Origin of the sequence: Paraburkholderia humisilvae (assembly GCF_902859855.1) — a bacterium.
GTDB classification, from domain to species: Bacteria; Pseudomonadota; Gammaproteobacteria; order Burkholderiales; family Burkholderiaceae; genus Paraburkholderia; species Paraburkholderia humisilvae.
Genome location: NZ_CADIKH010000013.1, coordinates 67,871 through 82,181 on the forward strand (window position 1 = coordinate 67,871; position 14,311 = coordinate 82,181).

Annotated in this window: 10 protein-coding genes; 3 read left to right on the forward strand and 7 right to left on the reverse strand. The window is 62.6% G+C overall.

The features are described 5' to 3' along the window. Positions 1-97: 97 nt before the first annotated feature. Positions 98-3,856 carry an alpha-L-fucosidase gene (locus HV796_RS15515; protein WP_175227388.1) on the reverse strand — a complete coding sequence of 1,253 codons (3,759 nt, stop codon included), beginning with the start codon at positions 3,854-3,856 and terminating at the stop codon, positions 98-100. 286 nt (positions 3,857-4,142) lie between these two features. Between HV796_RS15515 and prpF the strand changes: the two genes are divergently transcribed. Beyond that, positions 4,143-5,321 carry a 2-methylaconitate cis-trans isomerase PrpF gene (gene prpF, locus HV796_RS15520; RefSeq protein ID WP_175227389.1) on the forward strand — a complete coding sequence of 393 codons (1,179 nt, stop codon included), beginning with the start codon at positions 4,143-4,145 and terminating at the stop codon, positions 5,319-5,321. Here the strand turns inward: prpF and HV796_RS15525 are convergent. The 3 genes from HV796_RS15525 to serC form a co-directional block, all read right to left on the reverse strand. After that, positions 5,305-5,787, reverse strand: coding sequence for a VOC family protein (locus HV796_RS15525; protein WP_246355882.1), 483 nt, complete (start codon positions 5,785-5,787; stop codon positions 5,305-5,307). The two genes, prpF and HV796_RS15525, sit on opposite strands and share 17 nt — an antisense overlap. Positions 5,788-5,807: 20 nt before the next feature. Then, the gene (locus HV796_RS15530) at positions 5,808-6,620 is read right to left on the reverse strand and encodes a class I SAM-dependent methyltransferase (protein WP_175227390.1); all 813 of its coding nucleotides are present in this window, start codon (positions 6,618-6,620) and stop codon (positions 5,808-5,810) included. 289 nt (positions 6,621-6,909) lie between these two features. Then, positions 6,910-8,007, reverse strand: a complete 1,098-nt coding sequence (serC, locus tag HV796_RS15535; RefSeq protein ID WP_175227391.1) for a 3-phosphoserine/phosphohydroxythreonine transaminase — start codon at positions 8,005-8,007, stop codon at positions 6,910-6,912. Positions 8,008-8,370: 363 nt separating this feature from the next. On the opposite strand from serC, the gene HV796_RS15540 reads away from it, so the two are divergent. Continuing rightward, positions 8,371-9,810, forward strand: a complete 1,440-nt coding sequence (locus tag HV796_RS15540; RefSeq protein WP_175227392.1) for an ATP-grasp domain-containing protein — start codon at positions 8,371-8,373, stop codon at positions 9,808-9,810. A 52-nt stretch (positions 9,811-9,862) separates the two neighbouring features. On the opposite strand, the gene HV796_RS15545 is transcribed toward HV796_RS15540, so the two are convergent. Both HV796_RS15545 and HV796_RS15550 read right to left on the reverse strand, forming a co-directional pair. Next, positions 9,863-11,212: an MFS transporter gene (locus HV796_RS15545; protein WP_175227393.1), complete on the reverse strand. Its 1,350-nt coding sequence runs from the start codon at positions 11,210-11,212 to the stop codon at positions 9,863-9,865. Positions 11,213-11,402: 190 nt separating this feature from the next. Then, complete coding sequence (locus HV796_RS15550; protein WP_175227394.1) at positions 11,403-12,494, reverse strand: tartrate dehydrogenase; 1,092 nt, start codon at positions 12,492-12,494, stop codon at positions 11,403-11,405. Between the two features lie 147 nt (positions 12,495-12,641). Between HV796_RS15550 and HV796_RS15555 the strand changes: the two genes are divergently transcribed. Continuing rightward, positions 12,642-13,550, forward strand: a complete 909-nt coding sequence (locus HV796_RS15555) for a LysR family transcriptional regulator (protein WP_175227395.1) — start codon at positions 12,642-12,644, stop codon at positions 13,548-13,550. 59 nt (positions 13,551-13,609) lie between these two features. Here the strand turns inward: HV796_RS15555 and HV796_RS15560 are convergent, their stop codons facing one another. Beyond that, positions 13,610-14,287 carry a FadR/GntR family transcriptional regulator gene (locus tag HV796_RS15560; protein ID WP_175227494.1) on the reverse strand — a complete coding sequence of 226 codons (678 nt, stop codon included), beginning with the start codon at positions 14,285-14,287 and terminating at the stop codon, positions 13,610-13,612. Positions 14,288-14,311 lie beyond the last annotated feature (24 nt).

The window sequence follows — 14,311 nt, forward strand, 5'->3', positions numbered from 1 at the left end:
TCGCGCGTCACAAGGAGCGGCTCGCCGCTTGAGCAGGCGGCCAGCGCATCCGCCCGCACGCGCCGTGGTGCGCACGTCGGCCCGAACATGCGAGCCTTTAGCCGCGCGCAGCCGCTTCGTCGAATATCGCCGGGATGCCGCGCCGCAAGACCGGATGGCCCATGTACGTATTCCATATCAACCCGCTGCGGTAGTTCTCGATCATCAGCAGCCCAATGCCCTTGATCAAGCCGGATGCCGTCGTGCCATACCAAAGCGCGGCGCATGACAAATTGTAGGATTCGAGCAACCCATACGCTCCCCACAAGCGCGGGTTGCCGTACCAGTGACGAAGCGCGGACAGGCTTTCGTCCGGCGTAAAGGGCAGGCTGCCAAGCGGGCCGCTCGGCGTGATGGTGCCATCCGTGAAATGCCCTGTGTTCGCGTCGCGCGATGGCGGGGCTCCGGAGACGGTGTAGCCGGATGGCCCATCGCACGCGGTCAACCCCCAATCGTCTTCGCCCATCGACGCAAATACGTCATGATTGTCGATACAAAACTGCCGGTTGGCGAGGCTTGCGTCGACTGAGTTTTGCCACCAGTCCCACCCATCGCGGTCGATGACGCGACGGAAATCGATCCACGCATGGGAGAACTGATAAATGAACAACGCGCCGTCACCCGCGTAAACCTGGTCGCCGCTATCTCCGTAGGAGTCGACCGGCCGGTTCAACGAATAGAACATCGTCGCGCTATCCGGCGGCGCGTAGGTGGTCGAGCCAGCCGCCATCGGATACATGCAGAATTGCTCCGCGTATCCGCTCCACGTCGACGAACTCATCACCATGTCGCCGCTATCTTCGTCGCACCTCCATGACATTGTGAACTGTCCGTCCGGTGCGATCGCGTTGCACCATTCGACGCGATCGAAGATTTGCTGCGCGAGGTCCGCGCACTGACCGCCGAAATACTGGCCGGCGGTCAGTATGCCGTTCAGCGCAAGCATCGTGTCGACGGTGGACACTTCACTGTCCGCCGCGTCGAGCGTGTCCATATCGATGAAATGGTAAAAAAAGCCCCTGTATTGCGGAGCCGAAGACAGCAACGCTTGCAACGACTTCTGACAGCGCTCCACCGCCGCGTCACGGGTGATCCAGTTCCGTTCGACCGCAATCACGATGGCGCTCAGCGCAAAGCCCGAATCGGCAATACTGGCGCGGCGCGAACCGGTCGAGTCGGCGACGAGACCGAAGCCGGGCGCGCCATCCGTGGTGTTCGCTTCGCGCCAGAAATACTCGAACGAAGCGCGGCTTTCGAGTTCGAGCAACTGATCGTCGGACAGCGGCGGAAAACCGCCGTGCGCGGTTCGGTACACCTCGACGGACCATAGACTCGGACCGCCGGAACCTGTCCTTTCGTTGATCTGGATGCGCAGTGCCATACTCCACTGTTCTGCGAAAGCGATCGTCTTCGAAATGTCCGTACCGTGATACACGTCGACCCAGGACTGCCCATCGCTGTCCAGCACCTGCACTGAGAAATCGCTGATGCGGCTGCTTCCGTCCGGGTTGACGTATTCGCTCACCTTGACGATGTTGAACGCCTCGCGTCGGATGAAATTGATGGTCAGAAAGACAGGCATCGTGCAATTGTCATTGCAGGCCCAACGTGAGTTTGCGTACCCGTCGATCGCGCACCCGGCGTCGTAAGTCTCCTTGCCGTACCAGACGTCGCTCGCGCTCGCCGCGCTGCCGCGAGCAAGGTCGACGGTCAGCCTCTCCGGCAATCTCGCATCGTTCGCATCGAACACAGAAAAGGAGTACAGGCTGATCGGGTTGTCCGGATCGATGCATGTGTTAACGGTGAGACGCACGGCGTCCGCGCTCACCGTGCCGCTCAGATATCCCACGTAGCACACTCCCGGACGACTCCCCTGCGCGATGGTTGCCCATACACCGTTCGCACGTGCGTCGATCACGAAATCGCCGATACGTTGCTCGTACTGCACGAATGTCACTCTCGTGAACGGCACCTGCCCGCCCAGATCGACTTCGAAGCTGACCGGATTCGTCCCATCGTCGGCCGCCCAACGCGTCGAGCTGTTGCCGTCGACCGCGAACTGCGGTCCGTGCGTGTCGACCTCTCCGAACCAGACGTTGCTCGCACTGGCATCGCGCAGCAAAGCCTTATCCTCGTACACGCGAGGCTGCGGAATGCGGTCGAACGAGAACGCGACAACCGCGCCGAGCGGATCTGGCGGGTCTTGCGGAAGATCGATCGTGATCAGGCCATCGACGATCCGGTACGGCAACGCTGTCTGCGGCTGATCAAGCCAATACACGTCGCCGATCTCGCTATCGGGCGCATCGACGCGCAGTTGCAGATCGGCCGGCCATGCCGTCACGATCACATATAACGTATTGTCTTTGCCTAACGTGCAATACGCGCCGGCCTGCGCCGACACATCCAGTGTGCCTGCGCGCGTACCGTATATGGCTTGCCCCCACGTCTGCATCCATGTGCCCAACGGCGCCAACTGGTCGAGACAGGGCTGCGGAATCACGCCGTCGGCGGTCGGCCCTGTGTCCAGCAGGAAATTGCCGCCGTTGCTTGCGCATTCCAGCAGATCGCCGAGCAATTCCGCGGCGGGCTTCCAGTGGTTGTCGTCCGTCGTATAGCTCCAGCTGTCGTTGACCGTCATACAGGTTTCCCACAGCTCGTTTTGCGTGCCGGCGGGAATGCTCTGTTCGGGTGTCACGTAGTCGCCCACGTTCGGCGCGCCGCCGAGGCGATTGTTGATCACGATCCCGGGAGACAGCCGGCGCAGGTAGGCACGCAGTTGATTGGGTACGTCACCGGTGAGAAACGCCGCCCATGCGCCATCGAACCAGATCAATGGCGGATCGAATATCTGGACCAGCTCTTTCAGATGCTCCTTCAGTTCCGACAGGTAGCGGCACACATCGTCGGGGTTAATCTTCTCCGGGTCGACGGCGGCTTCGTTTTCGATCGCCACTTCGTTGACGTTCCCCCAATCGAGCAACGAGTAATACGTGCAAAATTCAATGCCCCGGCCGCGGCACGCGTCGACGAGCGGTCGCAGCACCGACGCGTGAATCGACGCGGTGTTGACAACGTCGTAGGGGGCGAAATCCACCACGTTGGTTTCGAACATCGCAAAGCCGTCGTGGTGCTTGGTCGTGATCGTCAGATACTTCTGGCCGGTGCTCTCGATAACCGATGCCCAATATTGCGGGTCGTACTGCGTGGGATCAAAAGGCTTGCATGCCTCTTCGATATAGTCGGATTTCGGGATGTTTTCGTTATGCATCACCCATTCACCGCGGCCAAGGACCGAATAGGCCCCCCAATGCATCATATGGCCGAAGCGGCTGTCGGTGAACCATTGCATCCGGCGTAGCTTCGCTTCCTGCGTTTCACCCGGTGGATCCTGACAGAACACGAACCAGTTCAGGTCGCCGCTGAAGCCAGTTGGAAAGCGGAAGTACACATCCTGTTCACCGTCGAAAGACAGCGATTTTTTCCCAGAGACTGTGTCGATAAACGCATTCTGCACCGCGACTGTCTGCACAGTGAACGTCCATAGGGGACTGCTGGCCGGGTCGTTCACGCGAATTTCGATTTTTTGTCCGGAAATCCCGGTCGTGGCGAACACCATGCACGCAGTGAATGCGCCTGACGGAATCGGGCTCCGGTAATGCAGCGATGCACCTGCCGATATCTGCGTAACAGACTGGCCTGACGGATAACGCGGGTTTCCCTGGTAATCCAGTACGCTGTAGTTATCGACCGACGCTAACGTCAAATCACCGGACTGGTCGAGATAATCATCAAAGTAAATGATCGTGTTGCTCATTGTCGTCTCCACTAAATGGCACGGCGCCTACGCATAGGACAACAAACAAAATAAGGAGGTCGCGCAAGGTGGCGCGCGACACTCGCTGCCGTGAAGAGAACGCTGCGTCCGAACACCTGCTGGCCGTCGGGAGGGTGGAGAGCGCCCCGACCTGCATGGACTGATCGACTCGAAAGGAGATTTAAAGCTGGTTGAGTCAGTATAGTTCAGCGATATCGCGATACCTGTCTTCTTTGAACCGGCGGCACGATGTTCGCCGGGTTCCAGCCCTCACGAGGAGCGACTCTTGGCGCAATCGAAATTCGTGGCCGTCTATATGCGCGGCGGCACCAGCAAAGGCGTGTTCTTCCGCCCCGACTGGCTACCGGCCGACCCTGTCCTGCGCGACCGTATCCTGCTGCGGGTGATCGGCAGCCCCGACCCTTACGGCCAGCATATCGATGGCATGGGTGGCGCGACGTCCAGTACCAGCAAGGTCGTGATCGTCGGCCCATCGTCGCGTGACGACTGCGACGTTGACTATCGCTTCGGGCAGGTCGCGATCGACCAGCCGGTCGTCGACTGGTCCGGCAACTGCGGCAATCTGACGTCGGCGGTCGGCCCGTTTGCGATCGCGCAAGGGCTCGTCGATGCACCGCGTGACGGGATCGCAATCGTGCGCATCTGGCAGGCGAACATCCACGCGAAAATCATCGCGCATGTGCCGATGCGCAATGGCGAGGTGGTCGAAGAAGGCGATTTCGAACTCGACGGCGTTACGTTTCCAGCTGCCGGGATCAAGCTCGAATTCCTCGACCCGGCTGGAGACGCCGACCCGGACATGCCGGACACCGGCATGTTCCCGACCGGCAACGCGCTCGACACGCTCGACGTGCCTGGTGTTGGCGTGCTCGAAATGACGATGATCAATGCGGGCAATCCGGCAATCTTTATCGATGCTGCGGCAATTGGTCTCACCGGCACCGAATTGCAACGCAATGTGAACGGCAACGCGGCGCTGCTGGAAAAAGCCGAAGCGATCCGCGCGCATGCGGCGGTACGCATGGGCCTCGCGCACACTGCCGAAGAGGCGACGACGCGGCGCCCGCACACACCGAAGCTCGCGTTCGTCGCGCCACCCTCGAGCTACGTCGCGTCGAGCGGCAAGCCAGTCGACGCCGCCACACTCGACCTCAACGCACGCATCTTTTCGATGGGCAAACTGCACCATGCAATGACCGGCACCGGAGCCATCGCGATCGCGGTTGCCGCGGCGATACCCGGCACGCTCGTCAACCGGCTCGCGCCTCGCGCGGGCGGCAGTGTGCGCTTCGGCCATCCTTCGGGCAGTCTCGCGGTCGGCGCGCAGGCCGTGCAGAAAGACGGCAGATGGACCGTGACGAAAGTGGTGATGAGCCGCAGCGCGCGGCGGCTAATGGAAGGCGCCGTGCTGGTGCCGGCCGCCGCGCTCAGCGGCGGCGTCTGAACGCGATCGTCACCGCCGGCTGCGGCTGCGGTTGCGGCCCGAGGCGCGGTCTTTTCGGTGACGGCGGCTCGCCATCGGGGTCAGCGACGACAGCATCGTGCCGCGACTGTTCGCGCGTGCGGAACGTTTCCCACGCGACACCTTGCGGGTCGACCGTCCACGATTTGTCGGAGACCGCATAGCCGCATTGCGCCGCCGCCTGATCTTCCGCGGCGATCTCCGCCAGCGCAAAACGGTTACGCATTTCGGCCAGTTCTTCCTCGGTTTCGACCTGAATGCCGAAATGATCGATGCCCGAGCGCGCAAGGCGCTGCGAGATCGCGAAGTTCACCGCGGGATCGGTCAGTTCCCACTTGCAGTAGTCGTGCTTGCGCACGGTCGGCTCGATGCCGCCGAACATCGCGCTATAAAAGCGGATGCTCTCCGGCAGATTTTCGACTGAAACGTGAATGTGCATACGCTTCATACTTGTCGCTCCACAACAATTCAGGGCTTCGTCGCGCACGCCAGCACGCATGGCATGGGGACGCGAATGTCATCGCCGTTTCGGTACGGCGCACATTCTTCCAGCACGGACGCTTCGATCGATGCGAGTGCTTCCGGCGTCTGCGCTTTCAGCATCGCGCCCATTCGCACACCGCCGTGCAGCATCATGTGAAACGCGGTCTCGGGCGCGCGCGTATGCAATATCTGACTCACTTCGGTCATCCGCGGTTCGACAAAACCGACTGCGCGCAGCGTCCGTTCGCACTCGCGCCAGTCGCTAAAGCGCGCGAATGGCGGCCCCGACGGCAGCGGCACGTCGAGACGTCCATATGTCTCCACCGCCTTTAATACGATGCCGAAGTCGACCGCGCGGTCCGGCGTCGACCACACGGTGAAGCCGACCTTTGCACCGCTGCGCAGCACGCGAAACGCTTCAGCGAGCGCCTCGTCCGGATCGGAAAAATGCAAAAGGCCAAAGCTGATGCCGACCGCGTCGAAACCGCCGTCGGCGAACGGCAACGCGTCTGCGCTGCCGCGACGGAATGCCACATTCGGATACGCGCGCGTCGCCTCGTCGATCATCGCTTGCGCGAAGTCGACGCCGACTGCCTGCGCGCCACGGCTCGCGGCAACGCCCGCGACATAGCCCGGCCCGGTTGCCACATCGAGAAAACGTGTGCCCGCGCGGACGTCGAGCGCATCGAGCAACGCGCCGTTGGATTGCTTCGTCACTTCACCGAAACGCGGCTTGTAAGCGGCGGCAATCTGCTCCCAGCCGTTGAGCTCAAACGTGGTGAAGTCATCCAGTTCCATACGGGTCGCATCCTCTATTCTGTGTGCGCAGTGTGCGTTGCCGACCATGATATGTGATCGTAAGGGCACGCGCGACAGGCGTCCAGCCCGCGCCGATAAACGGGGCTGATGGACAATTAACATTGGGAAAGTTCAGTCGCCGCGTCGGACCCGAAGACGAATCGACAGGGGCGAACATGCACCGCAACGGCACAATTCAGGGTCGGGTCGGTCGTCGCGTGTCGCGACAATCAAGGGGTACTAGCCAACGCAGCGCGACGAAAAGATTGCACCGCATGCACGGAATCGGTCAAACGTGCTGTACGGTGAACTCGTTCAACACGCTGCACAGCAGATCGACAGCGTCTTCCGTGACCGCGTTATAAAGCGATGCACGCAACCCACCGACCGAACGGTGACCTTCGAGCCCGACGATACCCTCGTCGCGCGCCGCGGAAATGAAGGCCTGATCAAGCCGCTTGTCGCCGAATGTGAACGACACATTCATTTGCGAACGCCAGCGCGGGTCAGCATGAATCGTGACCGCGTCACCGAGTGCGTCGAGCGTCGCGTATAGCCGCTTCGACTTGCTTTCGTTAATCCGCTGCATCGCCTGCAGGCCACCGACATCGAAGCGCAGCCAGCGTGTAACCAGCATCAGCACGTAAATGGCAAACACCGGAGGCGTGTTGTAGTTCGAGCTGTGCAGGACGTGCGTGCGGAAATCGAGAATCGCAGGCAGACCATCGGGAATCCGATCGAGCCATGCGCGCTCGATGATCGCGACTGTGACGCCCGCGGGTCCGAGATTCTTCTGCGCGTGCGCGTAGATCATCGAGTAGGCGTCGGTACGGATCGGCTTCGACAGGAAGTCGGACGACATGTCGGCAACCAGCGGCGCCGCGATTTCACCCGTGCCGCATGCGGGAAACTGCAAGCCCTCCACCGTTTCGTTCGACACGTAATGCAGATACGCGGCCGACGGCGCGATATCCAGCGTGCGCAGGTCCGGCAGTTGCGTGTAACCGGTGGCCTTGCCATCCCACGCGATGTTGCGCTTCGTCACCTTCGCCGCTTCGATGGTCGCCTTTGCGCTCCAGTAGCCGGAGGTCACATACTCGGGCGGCGCGGCGCCGCGCGCGGCGAAGTTCATCGGGATCGTCGCGAACAGCAGGCTGCTGCCGCCTTGCAAAAACGTGATCGCGTAGTCGTTCGAGATGCCGAGCAGATGCCGCAGGTTCATCTCCGCGTCTTCGAGCACCGCACTAAACCATTCGGAACGATGGCTCATGCCGAGCACCGACATGCCGGTGTCCGGAAGCGCGACGATCGCATCGCGTGTTTGTGCAAGCACGGTTTCGGGCAGCGCGCCGGGGCCGCCGGAAAAATTCAGAGCGTTGGATTTCATGTTCGATCCCGCGGACACGCAGCGTGTGCGATCGGATGGCGACGCAACGCAAGCCCGATTCAGGCACCATGCGGAGCCCATTTCGAGTACTGGACAGTCGCAACGATACCAATCTTGACCGCAAGGCAAACGCGGGAACAAAGGGCCGAATTCCCGCCTGTTCCCGGGAGCTATGGGCGTGAGCACGCCATAAGGTGGCGCGTATTGCTGCGGGGCTTACCTTGCACCTGCCTTTCGCGACGCAAGATGCGTAAGGTTCAGAATGCGACTGCCGATGCGGATGCGATGCAACCAGCGCGGCAACCGCAATCACCGCAGACAAAGCCGTAACCGGTGTTTCAACTGTATTCCAGAAGGATCGATATGGCGCCCGATGCGCAAGCCGCCGACGGCCACACATCTCAATCGTCAGCCGTCAAGAACCAGAACACGCAGAAGACTATCGCGATACTGATGGCCGCGCTCGACGCGGACCCGCTGAACAACGGTCTGCACGCAGCACTCGCCGACGTGTTGCGCGATGCCGGCGACCAGACCGGGTATCTCGCGCATCGCATCGCGGTGGAGACCTCCAACCTGATCACCGCGACAGCGTCCGACGCGGGTGCAAGCGTCGAAGCAATCACGGCAATCCGCTCGGCACTACCGCTTTTCAATCTCGCGACTTCTTACTACATCCGCGGAAACTATACGGCGGCGCTGCACTGGTTCGAACACACGCTCGCGATCGAACCGGACCTTGCGATCGCGCATCAGAATTTCGCAGCCGTGCTCGATCTGCTGAACCGCCCCGACGATGCGCAAAAGCACCGCAGCCGCGCATACACGCTGCAGCGCGTATTCGTCGAAGCTGCGGAGCACGCGCCGCATCGCGTGCTGATTTTGTGCGCGGGCCGCTCGTCGGGCAATGTGCCGTTCGACACGTTGCTGCCGGCTAACACGAGCTATCGGATCAAATACGCGATCGATTGCGCGAGCGAGGTGGAGGACCTTCAACTGCCACGCTATGACCTGGTGTTCAACGCGATCGGTGAGCCCGACGTCGCACAGCCACTGGTCAAACGCCTCGAAACGTTCGCGCGCCGCTGCGGCTGTCCGCTGCTGAACCGCCCGGCGGCGGTCATGCAGACACAGCGTCATCAGTTGCCTGAGTGGCTGGCCGGTCTCGACGACGTGCTGATTCCACCGTGCATGCGAATCGATCGCCTGCCCGTCTCGCACGACGATCTCGCCGCGCAGCTCGACGCAGGCCGCGTCGGCTTTCCGTTGCTGCTGCGACCGCTCGCGAAGCACGGCGGCGAAGACGTGTCGCTGCATCAGTCGCTCGATACGCTATGGCCCGCGGTTCGGGCGCTCAACGCGCCGTGCTATCTGACGATGTTTCGCAACACCCGCAGTGCGGACGGCCATTTCCGCAAGTACCGCAGCGTCTTCGTCGACCGCCAGCCGTTTCCTTACCATCTCGCGATCGGCCCACAGTGGATGGTTCACTACTTCTCAGCGGACATGACGTCGCACCCATGGAAGCTCGACGAAGAGCGACGCTTTCTCGAGGACCCACGTGCCGCCCTGGGCGAACGCGCGACGCGCGCGCTTGCGGCAATCGGCGAGCGGCTCGATCTGGACTACGCGGGCATCGACTTCACGCTGCTCGATGATGGACGCGTGCTGGTGTTCGAAGCGAACGCGACGATGCTCGTGCATCGTGAAGCGACCGACGGCGTGCTTGCGCACAAGAATGCGTATGTCGAGCGGATTGTCGACGCGTTCGGACAGATGCAGGCTGCGCGCCTGCGCAAGTAGCGGCACAACCTGCAAAACAGAAGCGGCACGCGTGGCGTGCCGTTTGCCTTCCCTATAGTCGGGAACCGGTGATCGTCGCCGCCGCACGTCCGCTGCGGCGATTCATCGCTAACGTCAGCACGGCGAATAGCGTGACGAATGCGGCGACCACATACAGCCCGGCCGCGTAGCCGCCGGTCAACTGCTTCAACCAGCCGATCACAAACGGGCCGACAAAACCGCCGAGATTGCCGACCGAGTTGATCATCGCGATGCCTGCAGCGGCACCCGCGCCGGACAGGAACGACGCCGGCATCGCCCACAGCGGCGCCTTCGCGGCGCTAATACCGACGTTCACGATGATCAGCGCAAGCACCACTTCCACCACTGTCTGCGCCATGCCCGCGAACGCGAGTCCGAGTCCGGCCGCGACGCATGGAATGATCACGTGCCACGCGCGCTCCTCCTTGCGATCGGAATGGCGCGCCCACAGCACCATGCCGAGCACCGCGAGCCCATTCGGAATTGCGTTCAGCATGCCGGTGCCGAACGCACTGAAGCCGAACTGCCGGATGATCTGCGGCGCCCACAAGCCGAGCGTATAGAGACCAGCCGACGTACCGAAGTAGATCATCGCCATCACCAGCACGCGCGGATCAGCAAGCGCACGCCACGCGCCTGCCGTATGACCGGCATGACGGCCGCGCTCGCGGCTTTCTTCGCGCAGCGTGCCGAGCAGCCAGTCGCGTTCGTCGGGCGCGAGCCACGGCGCCTGCTCGGGCTTGTCGATCAACACCTTGAGCACCGCAAAACCGAGTAGCACCGCGGGCACTGCCTCGATCACGAAAAGCCATTGCCAGTTCGCGAGGCCACCCATCATCGGCAGTTCCATCAGCGCGCCGGAGATCGGCGAGCCAAGCGCGCTCGACAACGGCGCCGCCGCCATGAACGCAGCGGCGGCGACGGCGCGCTGCCTCGCGGGAAACCATTGGGTCAGGTAAAGAATGATGCCGGGAAAGAAGCCCGCTTCCGCGACACCGAGCAGAAAGCGCATCACGTAAAACGACGTGGGTCCGGTGACGAACGCGGAGGCCGCCGACACCAGCCCCCAGGTGATCATCACGCGTGCGATCCAGATACGCGCGCCGACCTTGTTGAGAATGAGGTTCGACGGAACCTCGCACAGAAAATAGCCGAGGAAGAAGATCCCGCCGCCAAGGCCGAACAGGGTCGGCGTGAGACCGATTGCCTTGTTCATCGAAAGCGCAGCGAAGCCGACGTTGACGCGATCGAGGAAGCTGACGAAGTAAAGCAGCATCACGAACGGCAGGATGCGCCAGGTGAGTTTGCGCACGACGCGTGCCTGTAATTCGCGGGCTTGTGATTCGCGAGCGTGCGACTCGCGTGATTGCAAATCGGCCATGCGATGTCTCCGGTTGGCCGCGCCGTCGCCTCTGCGGGCGCAGCACGCTTGTTTTTGTGTTGAGGAGGGCGTGCTCCTTCAGATGCGCGTGCGCCGCTTGCGACATCGCAAGAGGCGCGCGAGCGGGCACCGTCTGTGCGGTGGGCCGCCGCCGCGTCGCGTCGAAACGTCTACGTGCTGGCGCACGCGCTCAGGCGGCAAGCGCCGGGCGCGTATGCGCGGCTATGTGTTTGCATACCGCGTCGGTCACCTGCGCGGTCGTCGCGGTGCCGCCAAGATCGCCGGTGTGCAGCGATGGGTTCGCCGTCACATGCTCGATCGCGTCCATCAGGCGCTTTGCCACATCCGCTTCGCCGAGATGCTCGAGCATCATCACGACCGACCAGAACGTGCCGACCGGATTCGCCAGCCCCTTGCCCATGATGTCGAACGCGGAACCGTGAATCGGCTCGAACATCGACGGATAGCGGCGCTCCGGATCGAGATTCGCGGTCGGTGCAATCCCGAGGCTGCCCGCCAGCGCGGCAGCGAGATCGCTCAGAATGTCCGCGTGCAGATTCGTCGCGACGATCGTGTCGAGCGATGCGGGACGGTTCACCATGCGCGCGGTCGCCGCGTCGACGAGTTCCTTGTCCCACTTCACATCCGGAAACTCGCGCGAGACCTGCACGGCGATTTCATCCCACATCACCATCGCGTGACGCTGCGCATTGCTCTTCGTAATCACCGTCAGCAATTTGCGCGGGCGCGATTGCGCAAGACGGAACGCGAAGCGCAGCACGCGTTCGACGCCCGCGCGCGTCATCATCGACACATCCGTCGCCACTTCGATCGGATGGCCCTGATGCGCACGTCCGCCGATGCCCGCGTATTCGCCTTCGGAGTTTTCGCGCACGATCACCCAGTCGAGATCGGCGGGCTTGCAACGCTTGAGCGGCGCATCGATGCCGGGCAGGATCCGGGTCGGCCGCACGTTCGCGTACTGATCGAAGCCCTGGCAGATCTTCAGCCGCAGACCCCACAGCGTGATGTGGTCGGGAATATGCGGATCGCCGGCCGAGCCGAACAGAATCGCGTCCTTGTTGCGCAACGCGTCGAGACCGTCGGCGGGCATCATCACGCCGTACTGGCGGTAGTAGTCGCCGCCCCAATCGAAGTTCTCGAACTCGAAGCGGAACGTGTCGCTGGGCGCGGCCAGCGCTTCGAGAACCTGCTGGCCAGCGGGCACGACCTCCTTGCCGATGCCGTCGCCGGGAATCGTCGCGATGCGATAGGTCTTCATGCTGAGGTGTCTCCTGTGGAATAACGCGCTGCGCGTTCGTGCGCAGGTCGGGTGAGGGGGTAAGTGCATCGTAGGGAATCGACGCCCGCTGCGCGCGCTGCTAGACTTAAACCACCTTTAACCGCAGGTTAACAATCCGGTGTGAAAATGAGCGGCTCAGTGCAACCGGAAGACCTTGCGTTTTTCTCCGTGCTCGCGGGGCGCGGCAGCCTGACCGCGACCGCGCGCGAGCTGGGCATCACCACGGCGGCGGTGAGCAAACACCTCGCGCAAATGGAGGCGCGCGCCGGCGTGGCGCTCGTCAATCGCACGACGCGCCGCATGAGTCTCACCGCGGAAGGCGAAATCTACCTGGCGCACGCGCGCCGGATTCTTGGCGAGATGGATGAGCTCGCACAACTGCTGGGCGGCGCGCGTGCGGCGCCAAAGGGACTACTCCGCGTGAACGCGACGCTCGGCTTCGGCCGTAGTCATATCGCACCGGTCATCTCGCGCTTCGTGCAGCGCTATCCGGAAGTGGACGTGCAATTGCAGTTGTCGGTGGACCCTCCGCCCATCAGCAGCGACGTGTTCGACGTCTGCGTCCGCTTTGGCGAGCCGCCCGATGCGCGTGTCATCGCGAAGCGCATCGCACCGAACCGGCGCCTGCTGTGCGCGGCGCCCGCCTATTTCAAGCGGCACAAGATGCCGAAAACGCCGGCCGATCTTGCGCATCACAACTGCATCGGCATTCGCCAGGGCGACGACGGCTATGGCATCTGGCGTTTAACGAGCGGCCGCGGCGCCGTGCAAAAGACCACCGCGGTACGTGTGCGCGGCAATCTGACGACCAACGACGGCGAGATCGCGGTGAAATGGGCACTGGACGGCCACGGCATTCTGATGCGCGCGGAGTGGGACATCGTCGAGTATTTGCGCAGCGGCGCGCTCGTTCATGTACTGCCTGAGTATCGAACACCGGACGCCGATATCTTCGCGGTCTACTCGTCGCAGCATCAGATGTCGGCACGGGTGCGCGTGTTTGTCGAGTTTCTGACAGCGCAGCTTCGCGCATAACGCGCCGCGTGTTCAACGCGTGGTCGCGTTCAGGCAGCACAGCGCGTCACGTCGTGACGTCATGCTTCGATACGTGCGCGCGTCACGCCGAGCAATGACGCCATCGCAGCACGTGCGCGCGACGCATCGCGAGCGCGGATCGCTTCGAACACCGCCGTATGTTCAGCGAGCGATGCATTGAATACGTCGGCGCGTTTCGCATTGAGCCTGAGTTGCGCTTCGAGCGTGCGTTCGATCAGCGTCCCGAGCGGAATCAGCAACTCGTTGCTGCACGCCGCGAGCACACTCAGATGGAATGCGAGATCCGCGCGCACCCATTCGTCGACATTGCGCGCGGCGACCATCGCCGCATGCGCGGCATCAAGCGCGGCAAACGATGCCTCGCTGCGCGACGCAGCCGCAAGCCCCGCCGCATATGGCTCGATCATCTCGCGCATGGCCTGCAGCTTCAGCGCAAAGTCTACCGGCGGCGCGACGCGCGAGTACCAGTCGAGCACGTCGACATCGAGCAGATTCCATGCGCCCTTCGGCCGCACCCGCGTGCCGACGCGCGGCCGCGATTCGACCAGCCCTTTCGATGTCAACGTGCGCAACGCCTCACGCAATACGGTGCGGCTGACGCCAAACGTCTCCATCAATTCCGCCTCGCGCGGCAGGATCGATTCCGGCGCATAGTCGCCGCGCAGAATGGCAGTCGCCAGCTGATAGGCGACGCGGCCGTGCAGATCTCGCTGAATGACGGTTCTCCTCGTGTCCGGCGA

Excerpts from the sequence above, each read along its gene's own strand:
- HV796_RS15515 (WP_175227388.1), bottom strand. The coding sequence starts at position 3,856 with ATGAGCAACACGATCATTTACTTTGATGATTATCTCGACCAGTCCGGT.
- HV796_RS15525 (WP_246355882.1), bottom strand. The coding sequence starts at position 5,787 with ATGAAGCGTATGCACATTCACGTTTCAGTCGAAAATCTGCCGGAGAGC.
- HV796_RS15530 (WP_175227390.1), bottom strand. The coding sequence starts at position 6,620 with ATGGAACTGGATGACTTCACCACGTTTGAGCTCAACGGCTGGGAGCAG.
- serC (WP_175227391.1), bottom strand. The coding sequence starts at position 8,007 with ATGAAATCCAACGCTCTGAATTTTTCCGGCGGCCCCGGCGCGCTGCCC.
- HV796_RS15540 (WP_175227392.1), top strand. The coding sequence starts at position 8,371 with ATGGCGCCCGATGCGCAAGCCGCCGACGGCCACACATCTCAATCGTCA.
- HV796_RS15545 (WP_175227393.1), bottom strand. The coding sequence starts at position 11,212 with ATGGCCGATTTGCAATCACGCGAGTCGCACGCTCGCGAATCACAAGCC.
- HV796_RS15550 (WP_175227394.1), bottom strand. The coding sequence starts at position 12,494 with ATGAAGACCTATCGCATCGCGACGATTCCCGGCGACGGCATCGGCAAG.
- HV796_RS15555 (WP_175227395.1), top strand. The coding sequence starts at position 12,642 with ATGAGCGGCTCAGTGCAACCGGAAGACCTTGCGTTTTTCTCCGTGCTC.